This window comes from Streptomyces sp. NBC_00400 (assembly GCF_036048035.1).
Classification (GTDB): Bacteria; Actinomycetota; Actinomycetes; order Streptomycetales; family Streptomycetaceae; genus Streptomyces.
Genome location: NZ_CP107940.1, coordinates 6513851 through 6527394, shown reverse-complemented (window position 1 = coordinate 6527394; position 13544 = coordinate 6513851). Strand labels below are relative to the sequence as shown.

Genomic DNA, 13544 nt, shown 5'->3' with positions numbered 1-13544 from the left:
CCACGGCATCAGCCGTCGTCCGCCGGGCGCTTCGTCGTCGGTGTGCCCCGTCCGCCGAGCGCGTCATCGGCCTCCCGGGCCAGCCGGTCGGCGATGGCCGTGCCGCCGCGGCCGTTGAGAAAGGCGGACACCCCGAGCTGAACGACCTTGCTGAAGGTCTGGTAGTGGGCGCTGCGCGGGCGCGGTTCGGCCGCCAGCAGCGCCTCGTGCAGGGTGCGGGGGTCGGGGCGCGGCTCCGGCGCTCCCGGGCCGCCGCGCTCCGCGTCGCGGGGCGGCAGCGGGCAGCGCGGTGCCGTGGGCCCGTCCCGGTACGCCGAGTTGCGGGTGGCCGCGAACCCCCGCTCCAGCAGACAGCGTTCGCTGCCCGCACCGGTCAGCGCCTCGATCAGGGACCGGGCGCCGGCCGGCCGCTTGCTGCCCGCGGAGATCGCGAGGTTCTGCCCGCCCAGCACGGACATCCGCTTGCCGTCGCTGGGACGGGCGGGCAGCTGGGTGACGTCGAACTCCTTGCCCGGCGTGAGCTTCCGGGCGACCGAGGCGTACTCGACCGGCCAGTTGCGCATGAACAGCGCGCGGCCGTCGGCGAACCAGCGGCGGCTCTCCGTCTCGTCCATGGCCGTGGCCTCGTGCGGCATGATCGTATCGAGCCGGTTCTTGAGCTCGGCGACGCCCAGTTGCAGCGCGCCGACCTGCTCGCCCTTGGTGAAACTGGTGGCCTCCGGGTCGCCGCCGTAGACCCAGGCCGACTCCAGGGTGTTGACGGTCAGTCCCTCGTAGGGCCGCAACTGGGCGACCATGCCGTACATCGTGGGCCGCTTCTTCTGGCCGGCGGCGGCATCGTGGGCCGCCTTCCGGTTGTAGTCCTTGGTCACCTCGCTCGCCACGTCCTTGAGTTCATCCCAGGTGGACGGGGCGCCGTGGTGGTACGCGTCCAGGATGTCCTTGCGGTAGTAGAGCAGCCCGGCGTCGGTGTTGAAGGGCACGCCCCACACCTTGCCGTCGTACTCCACGGTCTTGGCCACGCTGCCGAGGAAGTCCCCGTCCAGGCTCGCGGGCCAGGGGCGGATCACGCCCGCCTCGGCGAACTCCGCGGTCCAGGCCACATCGAGGTTGAGCACGTCGTAGCCGCCGTTGCCGGACTGGCCCGCGGCCAGCAGCTGGCTGCGCTGGCCGTCGGCGGTGTCGGGGAGTTCGACGATCCGGACCGTGCGGCCGTGCTCCTTCTCCCAGGCGTGGATCAGGTCCTGGCGGATGCCGGAGCTGCTGAGGTCGCTGCCGGTGGCGAAGACGATCGCGCCCTTCTCCGGGACGTCCTGCTCCCCCGGCGTACAGCCGCTCACCGCCAGCGTCAGCAGCAGACACAGCGCGGCGGCGGGCGCGGTGGTGCGCACAGCGGTCATCGGTCCCCCTTGGCGGCCGTGCCGATGGAGGCGATCCGGCCGGCCAGCGTGTCGACGGCCTGCGGTCCTGCGGGCACGCACTGTCCGTGCGAGGCGCCGGCCAGCTGCCGGAAGGCGAAGGTGTCACAGCCGGACCGGCCCAGCACCAGCGCCAGGATGGGCACGTCGGGCTTCTCCTCCAGGAGGGTGCCAAGCGTCCGCTCCACGCTCGCCGCACGGCGGCCCGCGCCGTCGTCCTGGTCGAGCAGGAGCACGATGGCCTTGTTGGTGGCCGGGGACTTCTTCATCGTGCGCAGGGCACGGGTCAGCGCCTCCTCCATCGCGGCGCCGTGCTCGACCAGTTCGCCGCCGGCGATCCGGTCCAGCGCCGCCTTGCCCGGGGCCGGGTCGGCGCTGCCCAGCCGGACCAGCTCGCGCACCGCGTCGGCGTCGGCGGGGTGCGCGCGGTCCGGGAAGGCCCACAGGCCGTAGGTGTGGCGCGGGCCGGCCATCTCCAGGGCGCGTCCGGCCGCGCTCAGGGCGACCGGGAGCCTGCCGCCGTCCGCCATGGAGGTGGAGGTGTCCATGAGGATCAGCACCTGGCTGGACTTCTGGGCCTTGTCGTAGCCGTCCAGCACCTGGGAGACCTGCTCCGGGCCGGCGGTGAAGGGCACGACCGGCCCGACGGGGTCGACGTCCGCGCGGCTGTCCCGCAGCGGTGAGCCCGGTGGGGGGCTCGCCTCCCGCACCCCGCGGTAACCCTGCGCGGTGAGGGTGCGCTGCCCGCCGCCGGGGGCGCGCAGCCAGCCGGCGAAGCTCGCGACGGCGGCCTTTCGCACGGTGGCGTCCGTGGCGCCCTGCCAGTCGACACGGACCAGGGGATGGTCGAGCGCGGGGACGTTCTCGGGGTAGTAGGCGAGGTAGCGGTTGCGGAACGGGAGTGCGGACGGGCGGGCCGGGCAACTGCCGATGGCGTGGCCGAGGTTGTAGTCGGCGAGGGACTTCTCCGACACCAGGGGCGCGGACTTCGCGCGGTCGACGGAGCCGGCGGCGTCGGTGCCGGTGTCGGGCCGCAGCGAACACAGCAGTTCGGTGCTGCCCGCGTACTGGCTGCCCGGGGCGGACAGCCGCTCCTCGGCCTGCCGGGCGAGGGTGAGGTCGGGCGCTCCCGTCGCGGTGCCGCCCGGGCCGACGTGGGCGAGGTAGAGGCCGAGGGTGTGCAGCAGCCCGGTGCCGGACAGCACCGGGCTGGGCCGCAGGAGTCTGAGGTCGTGGTGGCTGCCGTCGGTCTGGGTGAGCAGATCCGGCCAGGAGGCGTCGGCCGGTTCGACGTCGTCCAGCCGCCGGCTCTCCGGGATGCCGACGACCAGCGGGGTGTAGGCGACGGGGGCGCTGTAGTGGAGGGTCGCCGGGGAGGTCGTGGCGGGCATACCGCGGCGGGCCTCGTAGTAGTCGGCGGTGGACTCGGGGATCCAGACGTCGGGCTGTGGTCCGGGCCGGCCCGGGGGGTCGAGGCCCTTGTCGGCCGGCCGGGTCTGCCCGGTCCCCAGGGCCTCGCCCTGCCAGCGTGCGGCGGCGGCGAAGCCCTGGTCGACCTGGTCCCGGGCGGCGGAGTAGACGGTGATCTGGGCGCGCCGGCAGCCGTCGGGGAGGTTGCCCTCACCGGTCAGGGGCCGGGTGTTGGTCTCGGACATCTCGTAGTCGAAGGCGGCCTGGCGCAGCGCGGGTTCGGCCTCGGGGGCGGTGAGCAGCCGCAGTTCGAGGGCGGGCGGACAGGGCGCCCCGTCGTTCGGGAGCCGGAGCAGGACGACGCCGGTGACGGCCGGTACGAGGATGATCGCCAGGATCAGCAGGAGTCCGGTCCAGCGCCGGAAGGACGACTTCAGGCGGCGGCGTAAGCGGATCCGCAGCGGGGTCGGCGGGCGGGCCTCGGGGGTGGCGAAGGACAGGATGACGTCGTCGACGGTGTTCTGCTTCGCCGAGCGCGGCTCCCAGACGTCGCCCATCGGGGTGCGTTCACCGGCCAGTTGTTCCCGCAGTGCCCGGACCAGGTCCTCGAAGGTGACGAACCGTTTGCCGGGGATGCCCCGTTCCAGGATCTGGACCAGGGCACGGTTGAAGACGCTGCCCCCGGTGGGTTCCTCGCCGCTGAAGATCCGGCGGTTGGGCTGCGCGGCCATCAGCAGCGAGGTGGGGTTGCGGCAGGAGTGGAAGGCCTCGCTCGCGTTGCCGGCGTAACAGCACTCCAGGACGATCACGATGCGGTCGGCCCGGGCGTTGTCCAGATAGGACAGCACCGTGTCCTGCCAGGAGACGGTCTTGTGCCGGCGTTCCGAGGCGCCGACCATGAGGTGCAGATTGCCGCCGTCGCTGCCCACCCGGCCGTGGCCGGAGAAGTACACCAGCAGCAGCCCGCGCGCCTCCTGGACGACGGTGTCCAGCGCCTGTTCCACCTCCCAGGGCTCCTGGGGCCGGCAGGTGACGACCTCGCCCTTGGTGAACAGATCGGTGCCGGGGGCGAGCAGGGCCTGCTCCAGCTTCCGGACGTTGTCCTTCACCGCGGGCAGCGGGCGCAGCGTGCGGTAGTCGTCGACGCTGATCAGCAGCGCCCGGTTGACCTTGCCCCGTGCGTCGTATTCGGACATCCGGCTCAGTCCCCGGCGGTGCTGCCGCTCCCGTCCGCCGGGCTGCCGGGATCGGGGTGTTCGGGGGCCGCGGTGGCCGGGCCCGGGTCGCCGAGCGCGCGCAGGTCCCCGTCACCGGCCCCGACCGCGACGGCGGGCCGCTCGCCGGTGTCGCGTTCCTCCCTGCGCCGTCGCAGCCACTCCTGCAGGGCGATGGTGAGACTTTTGGTGATCTCGCCGGTGACGGCGCCGATGATGACCAGGATCAGGTCGTCGAGGCCGGCGGCCATGTCACCGGGGCCGTCGTCGCTCTCGTTTGCCGGCCGCGGCCGGAGCTGCCAGTCGTGGCCGTGCCGGTCCAGCCACGGCTCGCGCTCCAGCCAGGCCCTGAGGTCTTCGATGTCCTGGTCCGGATTGTTCGTGCCCGTGATCCTGAGGCGGATCTCGTGGCGGTCAGCACTCTGCGGCATCCCCCGGCCCCCTTCCGGCGGCCCCGTCGCCACCGTGCACCACCAGATAGTGACGTGAAATCAGGGGCATGGGCAACCGTCTGTGACCTTCCTGCCACGCTGTGGCGTGCACCACAGCGCGTGCCACAGGGCAGCGTTGCAGGTCAAGGGCGAGTTGACGGGCATCGCGGGGCGTGGTGGACTGCCGGAGCCATTCGGCGACAGCTGAGGAAGTCCGGTGCGAATCCGGCGCGGTCCCGCCACTGTCACCGGGGAGCGTTCCTCCAGCGAAGGCCACGGTCCGCCTCGCGTACGTCGGATGACGTACGCAGGGACTGGAAGGCCGGAGGACTCGCCGATCCGGGAGCCAGGAGACTCTTGTCGCCGTCACGTCGAGCCAGGGCGCGGACCCTGAGTGAGGACACACCGCCATGCCCGGCCGCCCTTCGAGATCTCCACTGCCCGCCGCCACAGGGCCCGTTGGACACGCCGCAGCGGCGGTCTGACCGGTGCGCGGCGAACACGCGGGATATGCGTGCGGCGCGGCCCTCGGCTTTCTCGGCGACCTGATCGCGGCGGACCCGCGGCGCGGCCATCCGGTGGCCGCCTTCGGCCGGGCCGCGAGCGCCGTCGAACGCCGGCTGTGGCGCGATCACCGCGGATACGGAGCGGCGCACGCCGTGCTGTGTGCGGGCGGTGCCGCCGCCGGGGCCGCGCTGCTGGAGCGCGCCGTACGGGCCGTTGCCCCGGCTCCCCTGCGCGACGGCGCCCGGATCGCGCTGACCGCGGCCACGGTCTGGGCGGTGCTGGGCGGCACCTCGCTCGGCCGGGAGGCCCGGGCCGTCGGCGGTGCGCTGACGGCGGGTGACCTGGACGTGGCGCGGGAGCGGCTGCCGCATCTGTGCGGCCGCGATCCCCAGGCCCTGGACGGGGCCCAGATGGCCCGCGCGGTGGTGGAGTCGGTCGCCGAGAACACCTCGGACGCCGTGGTCGGCGCCCTGGTGTGGGGCGCGCTGGGCGGGGTGCCCGGCCTGGTGGCGTTCCGGGCGGTGAACACCCTGGACGCGATGGTGGGGCACAAGTCGCCGCGCCACCGCCGCTTCGGCTGGGCCTCGGCCCGGCTCGACGACCTCGCCGGCTGGCCCGGCTCCCGGCTGACCGCCGCCCTCACCGTGCTCGCGGGCCCCGACCGGCGCGGTGCGCTGCGGGCCTGGCGGGCGGACGGCGGCGCCCATCCGAGCCCCAACGCGGGCCCGGTGGAGGCGTCGTTCGCGGGCGCGCTGGGCGTACGGCTGGGTGGCACGCTGGCCTATGGCGGGCGGGTGGAGCACCGGCCGGTGCTCAACGACGGGGCGCCGCCGGTCGCGGTGCCCGACATCGAACGGGCCGTGCGGCTCTCGCGCCGGGTGAGCGTCCTTGCGCTGGCGACGACGGTGGCGGCGCGGCTGGCGGCCGGGGCGCTGCGGCGGGCCCCGGTGGCTGCCGCCCGCCCGGCCGCGGGTGCGGTATCGCGCAGGACCGTGCGTGCACTGGCGCGTACGGCTCACGACAGCCGGGGGCCCGGCGCATGAGGAGGACCCGGTGAACGGGCGGTTCAAGGGATCGGGCGGGGCCGTCGGCGGTGGCCTGTTGGTGGCCGGTACGACGTCCGACGCCGGCAAGAGCGTGGTGACGGCGGGCATCTGCCGCTGGCTGGCCCGGCAGGGGGTGCGGGTGGCGCCGTTCAAGGCGCAGAACATGTCCCTGAATTCGTTCGTCACCCGCGAGGGCGCGGAGATCGGACGGGCCCAGGCGATGCAGGCCGCCGCGGCGCGGGTGGAGCCGACCGCGCTGATGAACCCCGTCCTGCTCAAGCCCGGCAGCGATCGCAGCAGCCAGGTGGTGCTGCTGGGGAAGCCGGTGGGCGAGCTCAGTGCCCGGGGCTACCACGAGGGCCGTCAGGAACAGTTGCTCGGCACGGTCACCGACTGCCTGGCGGAGCTGCGGCGTACCCACGACGCGGTGATCTGCGAGGGCGCCGGAAGTCCGGCCGAGATCAACCTGCGGCGCACCGACCTCGTGAACATGGGTCTGGCACGGGCCGCCCGGATCCCGGTGGTGGTGGTCGGTGACATCGACCGCGGCGGGGTGTTCGCCTCCTTCTTCGGCACCACCGCGCTGCTGTCCAAGGAGGACCAGGCGCTGGTCGCGGGGTATCTCGTCAACAAGTTCCGCGGCGATGTGACGCTGCTGGAGCCGGGCCTTGAGATGCTGCGCGGCCTCACCGGGCGGCGGACGCTGGGTGTGCTGCCCTTCTCGCACGGCCTCGGCATCGACGAGGAGGACGGAATGGGGGTCCCCCCTGCTCGAACGAAGTCGAGAGCTTGGGGGAGGGTGTCGCTGCGCGGTGCGGTGCGCGAGAGCGTGGTGGCTCCGCCGCACGGCGCCCAGGTGCTGCGGGTGGCGGTCTGTGCCGTCCCGCTGATGTCGAACTTCACGGACGTGGACGCGCTGGCCGCGGAGCCGGGCGTGGTGGTGCGGTTCGTGGACCGGGCCGAGGAGCTGGCCGACGCGGACCTGGTGGTGCTGCCGGGGACCCGGGGCACGGTCCGGGCGCTGCAGTGGCTGCGCGAGCGCGGGCTGGCGGACGCGGTCGTGAGGCGGGCCGCCGAGGGCCGCCCGGTGCTGGGCATCTGCGGCGGCTTCCAGATGCTGGGCGAACGCATCGAGGACGACGTGGAGTCAAAGGCCGGCACGGTCGACGGGCTGGGACTGCTGCCCGTGCGCGTACGGTTCGCGGCGGAGAAGACCCTGGCGCGGCCGGTCGGCGAGGCGCTGGGCGAGCCGGTGGCGGGCTACGAGATCCACCACGGGGTCGCCGAAGTGACCGGCGGGGACGAGGCGTTCATGTCCGACGGCGAAGGGCGGAGCCTGGACGGGTGCCGGGCCGGCTCCGTATGGGGCACGCACTGGCACGGCTCGCTGGAGAGCGACGGCTTCCGGCGGGCGTTCCTGCGGCGCGTCGCGGCGGATGCGGGCCGGGCGTTCGTCCCGGCCCCCGACACCGCCTTCGCCGCCCTGCGCGAGGAGCAGCTCGACCGGCTGGGCGATCTGATCGAGGAGCACGCGGACACCGGCGCGCTGCTGCGGCTGATCGAGGAAGGAGTACCGGAGGAGCTGCCGTTCGTGCCTCCGGGGGCGCCATGAGGGTACGCAACGGAGGACCGCTGCCGACGCGGACAACACAGCCGCCCGACGACCTGGAGGACGACACAGCATGACAACCGCTCACCACACCGCCCCGCAGTACCCCTTCACCGCGGTGGTCGGCATGGACGATCTGCGGCTGGCGCTGCTGCTGAACGCGGTGAGCCCCGCGGTGGGCGGGGTGCTGGTCCGCGGGGAGAAGGGCACCGCCAAGAGCACCGCCGTCCGCGCGCTGTCGGCGCTGATGCCGCAGGTGGACGTGGTCAGCGGCTGCCGCTTCGCCTGCGCCCCGGCCGCGCCCGACCCCGGCTGCCCCGACGGGCCGCACGAGAGGGCTGCCGCCGAGGAGCGCCCGACGCGGATGGTCGAACTGCCCGTCGGCGCCTCCGAGGACCGGCTGGTGGGCGCGCTGGACATCGAGCGGGCGCTGTCCGAGGGCGTGAAGGCCTTCGAGCCGGGCCTGCTGGCGGACGCACACCGCGGGATCCTCTACGTCGACGAGGTCAACCTCCTCCACGACCACCTGGTGGACCTGCTGCTGGACGCGGCCGCCATGGGCGCCTCGTACGTGGAGCGCGAGGGCGTGTCCGTGCGGCACGCGGCCCGCTTCCTGCTCGTCGGGACGATGAACCCCGAGGAGGGGGAGCTGCGGCCGCAGCTGCTGGACCGGTTCGGGCTCACGGTCGAGGTGGCCGCCTCCCGGGAGCCCGACGAGCGGGTGTCGGTGGTCCGGCGCCGACTGGCCTATGACGCCGATCCGGCGGGGTTCGCGGCAGGCTGGGCGGCCGAGGAGGACGCGCTGCGCGGGCGGATCGCCGCCGCCCGGGAGCTGCTGCCGCGGGTGACGCTGGGCGACGGGGCGCTCCGGCAGATCGCCGCGACCTGCGCGGCGTTCGAGGTGGACGGGATGCGCGCGGACATCGTGATGGCGCGTACCGCCACCGCGCTGACCGCGTGGGCGGGGCGGACCGACGTCCTGGAGGAGGACGTACGCCAGGCGGCGCTGCTGGCGCTGCCGCACCGCCGGCGCCGTAACCCCTTCGACGCGCCCGGCCTGGACGAGGACAAGCTCGACCGAACGCTGGAGGAGTTCGGCGGGGCGGACGAGGACACGGACGGCCCGGGCACGGACGGCGAGGACGATCCGGACCCGGACGGCCCGGACGGCGGCCCCGGCGGGGGCGGTCCGGACGGCGGCGGAGCGCCCCCGCAGGACAGCGGGGACGGCGGTCCGCAGGAGTCGTCCCCGGCGCAGAGCCCCGAACTCCCGCACCAGCAGGAGCGGGAGAGCGCCGAGGGCCCCGAGCGGCCTCAGGAGCAGCCCGCGGCCCCGGAGCAGTCCGAGGAGGGCGCCCCCGCCGCGGGCGGCGAGAAGGCCGCGGTCGGCGCCGGCGAGCCGTTCCGCACCCGGCGCCTCGACGTCCCGGGCCTGGGCGAGGGCGCGGACGGCCGCAGGTCGCGGGCGCGGACCGCGCACGGCCGGACGACCGGGGCACGGCGTCCGCACGGCGCCCTGGGCAAGCTGCACCTGGCGGCGACCGTGCAGGCCGCGGCGCCGCACCAGCGGGCCCGCGGCCGCCACGGGCGGGGTCTGGTGGTGCGCCGGGACGATCTGCGCGAGGCGGTACGCGAGGGGCGGGAGGGCAATCTGGTCCTGTTCGTCGTGGACGCGTCCGGTTCGATGGCGGCGCGCAAGCGGATGAGCGCGGTCAAGGGCGCGGTGCTCTCGCTGCTGCTGGACGCCTACCAGCGGCGCGACAAGATCGGCATGATCACCTTCCGGGGCACCGGCGCCGAGCTGGCGCTGCCCCCGACCTCGTCGGTGGAGGCCGGCGCGGCGCGGCTGGAGCAGTTGCCGACGGGGGGCCGTACGCCGCTGTCGGAGGGGCTGCTGCGGGCCCATGAGGTGTTGCGGGTGGAGCGGATGCGGGATGCCTCGCGGCGGCCGCTGCTGGTGGTCGTCACCGACGGACGGGCGACCGGCGGCCCGGAGCCCGTCGTACGCGCCGCCCGCGCGGCCCGCCTGCTGGCCGCCGAGGGCACCGCCTCGGTGGTCGTGGACTGCGAGGCGGGCCCGGTGCGGCTGGGTCTTGCGGGCGAGCTGGCCCGTGATCTGCAGGGCACCGCGGTCACCCTCGACGAACTGCGCGCGGACAGCGTCTCCGCGCTCGTACGGACCGTACAAGGCAACAGGAAGGCCGCGTAATGCCGCAGGGACAGCCGTCCGTCGTACCGAACGACGGGCTCACCACCCGCCAGCGCCGCAACCGCCCGCTGGTGTTCGTCCACACCGGCCAGGGCAAGGGCAAGTCCACCGCGGCCTTCGGGCTGGCGCTGCGTGCCTGGAACCAGGGCTGGCCGGTCGGGGTGTTCCAGTTCGTGAAGTCGGCGAAGTGGAAGGTCGGCGAGGAGCGGGCGCTGAAGGTGCTCGGGGAGTCCGGCGAGGGCGGCACCGTCGCCTGGCACAAGATGGGCGAGGGCTGGTCCTGGGTCCAGCGCGACATCGCCTCCAGCGAGGAGGCGGCGCGCGAGGGCTGGGAGCAGGTCAAGCGGGACCTCGCCGCGGAGACGTACAAGCTGCTGGTGCTGGACGAGTTCGCGTACCCGCTGAAGTGGGGCTGGATCGACACCGAGGAGGTGGTGTCGGCGCTGCGCGACCGTCCCGGTACGCAGCATGTCGTCATCACCGGGCGCAACGCCCCCGAGGCGCTGCTGGACTTCGCCGATCTGGTGACGGACATGACCAAGGTCAAGCACCCGATGGACACCGGCCAGAAGGGCCAGCGGGGCATCGAATGGTGAGCCGGGTGAGCGCGGCATGAGCGGCGGTGCGATCCCCCGGCTGGTGATCGCCGCGCCGTCCTCGGGCGCGGGGAAGACGACGGTGGCCACCGGCCTGATGGCGGCGTTCGCCGAGGCCGGGCTCGTGGTGTCGCCGCACAAGGTGGGCCCGGACTACATCGATCCGGGCTACCACTCCCTCGCCACCGGCCGTCCCGGCCGCAATCTGGACGCCTATCTGTGCGGGCCCGGCCGGATCGCGCCGCTGTTCCTGCACGGCGCGGCCGGCGCCGATCTGGCGCTCGTCGAGGGCGTGATGGGGCTGTTCGACGGGGCGTCCCAGATGGGCGAACTGTCCTCGACGGCGCAGGTGGCGAAGCTGCTGCGGGCGCCGGTGGTGCTGGTGGTGGACGCGTCCTCGCAGTCACGGTCGGTGGCCGCGCTGGTGCACGGCTTCGCTTCCTGGGATCCGGAGGTGCGGCTGGCCGGGGTGATCCTCAACAAGGTCGGCTCGGACCGCCACGAGGAGCTGCTGCGGGAGGCGATGGAGTCGTCCGGGGTGCCGGTGCTGGGCGCGCTGCGCCGGGACGGGCGGGCCGGTACGCCGTCGCGTCACCTGGGCCTGGTGCCGGTCGCCGAACGGCGGGCCGAGGCGGTGGAGTCGGTGGCCGAGCTGGCCGCGCGGGTCCGCGAGGGCTGCGACCTGGAGGCGCTGCTGGCGCTGGCGCGTACGGTGCCCGAGCTGCCGGACGCCCCCTGGGACCCGGCGGTGGAGCTGTCCGTGGCCGAGGGGGTCACCGCCCCTCAGAAGCCGCTGATCGCCGTCGCGGGCGGCCCCGCGTTCACCTTCTCGTACGCCGAGCACGCCGAGCTGCTGGCCGCCGCGGGCGCCGAGGTGGCCGCCTTCGACCCGCTGCGGGACGAACAACTGCCGCCCGGCACCCGGGGGCTGGTGATCGGCGGGGGCTTCCCGGAGATGTACGCACCGGATCTGTCGGCGAATGCGCCGCTCCGCGCGGCGGTGGCCGCCCTGGCCGCGTCCGGGGCGCCGGTCTCCGCCGAATGCGCCGGGCTGCTCTACCTGTCCCGGTCGCTGGACGGGAAGCCGATGTGCGGGGTGCTGCCCGCCGAGTCCCGGATGACCGAACGGCTCACCCTCGGCTACCGCGAGGCGGTGGCGCTGCGGGACAACGCGCTGGCGGCGGCCGGGACCCGGGTGCGCGGCCACGAGTTCCACCGCACGGTGCTGGAGCCGGGCGCGGGCGCGGACCCGGCATGGGGGCTGACCCACCCGGAGCGGCGGGTGGAGGGCTTTGTGTCCGGCGGGGTGCACGCCTCGTACCTGCATGTGCACTGGGCCGCCGAGCCGTCGCTGGCCGGGCGTCTGGTGGCGAGCGCGGCGCGTGGCGCCGTGGCCCGGAGCTCGGCGTGAGGATGCGGGTGAGGACCCGCCTGACGACCCGCGGGAACGGCAGCGGGGAGCCCGGGGGCCCCGGCGCCTTCCCCACGGTCCCGGCGGGCCGGCCCGGGCCGGCCGCTGTCGTCCTGGGGGCCGCCGGCCGGGGAGCCGTCGCGGCATGAGGGGCCGGGCGGCCGACGACGAGGCCGGCGAGGCCGGGGCACCGCCCCCGCCGCCCCTCGTGCCGCTGGTCGCCGGGGTGGGCGCGCGCCGTGGCGTCCCGGTGCCGGAAGTGCTGGACCTGATCACGGCCAGTTGCGCGGCGGCGGGGTACGCCGTCCGCCAGGTCGTCGCCCTGGCAACGGTGGCCGCCAAGGCGGACGAGCCGGGGCTGACCGGGGCGGCCCGGGAGCTGGGGGTGCCGTTGCGGTCGTTCCCGGCGGCGGCGCTGGCGGCCGTACCGGTACCGGAGCCGTCCGCGGCCGCAGCGGCCGCCGTCAACACGCCGAGCGTGGCCGAGGCCGCCGCACTGCTGGCCGCGGGGCCGGGTGCCGCACTGGCCGCCGGCAAGCGGACATCGCCGCCGCCGGCCCGGGCGACCTGTGCACTCGCCGTACCGGCCGTAGGCGCCGGGCCGGCTGTAACGGACAGCGGCACCCTTACCGCTGGTAGGGAGGGAGCGCCCGTCGTGCCCTCCGCCGGGACGGTTATCGTCATGGCCTCCCCCAACCCGCCCCGCCGTGGCCCGGATCGGCGGACGGCGGACGCCGGCGACCCGGCGCCCGGCAGCGCACCCCCCGGTAGCAAGGAGACCCAGTGACCACTCCTCCCGCACTGCTCATCGCCGGTCACGGCACCCGTGACGAAGGCGGGGCCGAGGCGCTGCGCGCACTGGTGCGCATGCTCGGCGAGCGCCACCCCGACGTGCCCGTCGCCGGCGGGTTCTTCGGCGTCCCGGACTCGCCCCTGCCGCTGGACGACGCCGTCGACGAGCTCGTCGCGCGGGGCGCGACCCGGCTCGCCGTCATACCGCTGCTGCCGGCCCCTACCGGCCCCCTACCGGACGCGCTGCCCTCGGCGCTGGAGCGGGCGGCGGAGCGTCACCCGGGGCTCGGCTACGCCTGTGACGCCGAACTGGGGCCCCATCCCAAGGTGCTCGACGTACTGGAACGACGGCTGGACGAGGCGCTGGCCGCCGGCGCCCGCAGGCCCGGGGACCGGGCGCGCACCACGGTGTTGCTGGTGGGGCGCGGCGCGGCCGATCCGTACGCCAACGCCGAGGTGGCACGGGCCGCACGGCTGCTGTGGGAGGGGCGCGGCTTCGCGGGTGTGGAGACCGCGTTCGTCTCCCAGGCGGCGCCCGATGTGCCGGCGGGCCTGGACCGGTGCCGGGCACTGACGGTCGCGGCGTCGCCCGGCCGGCCGGGCCGGATCGTGGTGCTGCCCTACTTCTTCTTCCCCGGCGGTCTCTTGGCGCGGCTGCACCTGCAGGCCGAGGGCTGGGCCGCGGCACACCCCGGTACGGAGGTGTTCGGCGCGGAGGCGATCGGCCCCGCGGCCGAGGTGGCCGAGGCGGTCATGGAGCGCTACCGCGCGACGGTGGCGGACGATCCGCTGCTCGGCGGTGCGGCGTGCGGTTGCCGGGCGGCGGCGGAGGACGCCCGGGGGACGGACGGCACGGCGCGACGGACCGCTGCGGTGGCGGCGGACGCCGGGGAGCGGTGAG

10 protein-coding genes and 1 riboswitch are annotated in these 13544 nt (G+C 75.1%); of the genes, 7 read left to right on the top strand and 3 right to left on the bottom strand.

Annotated features, from left to right (window positions below):
• Positions 1–8: 8 nt before the first annotated feature.
• The 3 genes from OHS81_RS28520 to OHS81_RS28510 are packed head-to-tail and all read right to left on the bottom strand — an operon-like array spanning position 9 to position 4473.
• Positions 9–1400 (bottom strand): extracellular solute-binding protein, encoded by a 1392-nt coding sequence (locus OHS81_RS28520; RefSeq protein WP_328387858.1) that lies wholly within the window; start codon positions 1398–1400, stop codon positions 9–11.
• The gene (locus OHS81_RS28515; RefSeq protein WP_328387856.1) at positions 1397–4024 is read right to left on the bottom strand and encodes a VWA domain-containing protein; all 2628 of its coding nucleotides are present in this window, start codon (positions 4022–4024) and stop codon (positions 1397–1399) included. Before OHS81_RS28515 ends, OHS81_RS28520 begins: the two co-directional genes overlap by 4 nt.
• 5 nt (positions 4025–4029) lie before the next feature.
• The gene (locus OHS81_RS28510; protein ID WP_328387854.1) at positions 4030–4473 is read right to left on the bottom strand and encodes an effector-associated constant component EACC1; all 444 of its coding nucleotides are present in this window, start codon (positions 4471–4473) and stop codon (positions 4030–4032) included.
• 206 nt (positions 4474–4679) lie between these two features.
• Positions 4680–4830, top strand: a riboswitch (cobalamin riboswitch).
• A gap of 131 nt (positions 4831–4961) precedes the next feature.
• Here OHS81_RS28510 and OHS81_RS28505 point away from each other — a divergent pair.
• The 7 genes from OHS81_RS28505 to OHS81_RS28475 all read left to right on the top strand — a co-directional run bounded on the left by OHS81_RS28505 (position 4962) and on the right by OHS81_RS28475 (position 13543).
• The gene (locus OHS81_RS28505) at positions 4962–6023 is read left to right on the top strand and encodes a cobalamin biosynthesis protein (RefSeq protein WP_328387852.1); all 1062 of its coding nucleotides are present in this window, start codon (positions 4962–4964) and stop codon (positions 6021–6023) included.
• 10 nt (positions 6024–6033) lie between these two features.
• Positions 6034–7638 carry a cobyric acid synthase gene (locus tag OHS81_RS28500; protein ID WP_328387850.1) on the top strand — a complete coding sequence of 535 codons (1605 nt, stop codon included), beginning with the start codon at positions 6034–6036 and terminating at the stop codon, positions 7636–7638.
• A gap of 70 nt (positions 7639–7708) precedes the next feature.
• Complete coding sequence (locus tag OHS81_RS28495; RefSeq protein ID WP_328387848.1) at positions 7709–9844, top strand: putative cobaltochelatase; 2136 nt, start codon at positions 7709–7711, stop codon at positions 9842–9844.
• Positions 9844–10440 carry a cob(I)yrinic acid a,c-diamide adenosyltransferase gene (gene cobO / locus OHS81_RS28490; protein WP_328387846.1) on the top strand — a complete coding sequence of 199 codons (597 nt, stop codon included), beginning with the start codon at positions 9844–9846 and terminating at the stop codon, positions 10438–10440. Before OHS81_RS28495 ends, cobO begins: the two co-directional genes overlap by 1 nt.
• A 16-nt stretch (positions 10441–10456) precedes the next feature.
• Positions 10457–11851: a cobyrinate a,c-diamide synthase gene (locus OHS81_RS28485; RefSeq protein ID WP_328387844.1), complete on the top strand. Its 1395-nt coding sequence runs from the start codon at positions 10457–10459 to the stop codon at positions 11849–11851.
• A 145-nt stretch (positions 11852–11996) separates the two neighbouring features.
• Positions 11997–12638: a cobalamin biosynthesis protein gene (locus OHS81_RS28480; RefSeq protein WP_443058781.1), complete on the top strand. Its 642-nt coding sequence runs from the start codon at positions 11997–11999 to the stop codon at positions 12636–12638.
• The gene (locus tag OHS81_RS28475; RefSeq protein ID WP_328387842.1) at positions 12635–13543 is read left to right on the top strand and encodes a sirohydrochlorin chelatase; all 909 of its coding nucleotides are present in this window, start codon (positions 12635–12637) and stop codon (positions 13541–13543) included. Before OHS81_RS28480 ends, OHS81_RS28475 begins: the two co-directional genes overlap by 4 nt.
• Position 13544: the final 1 nt, after the last annotated feature.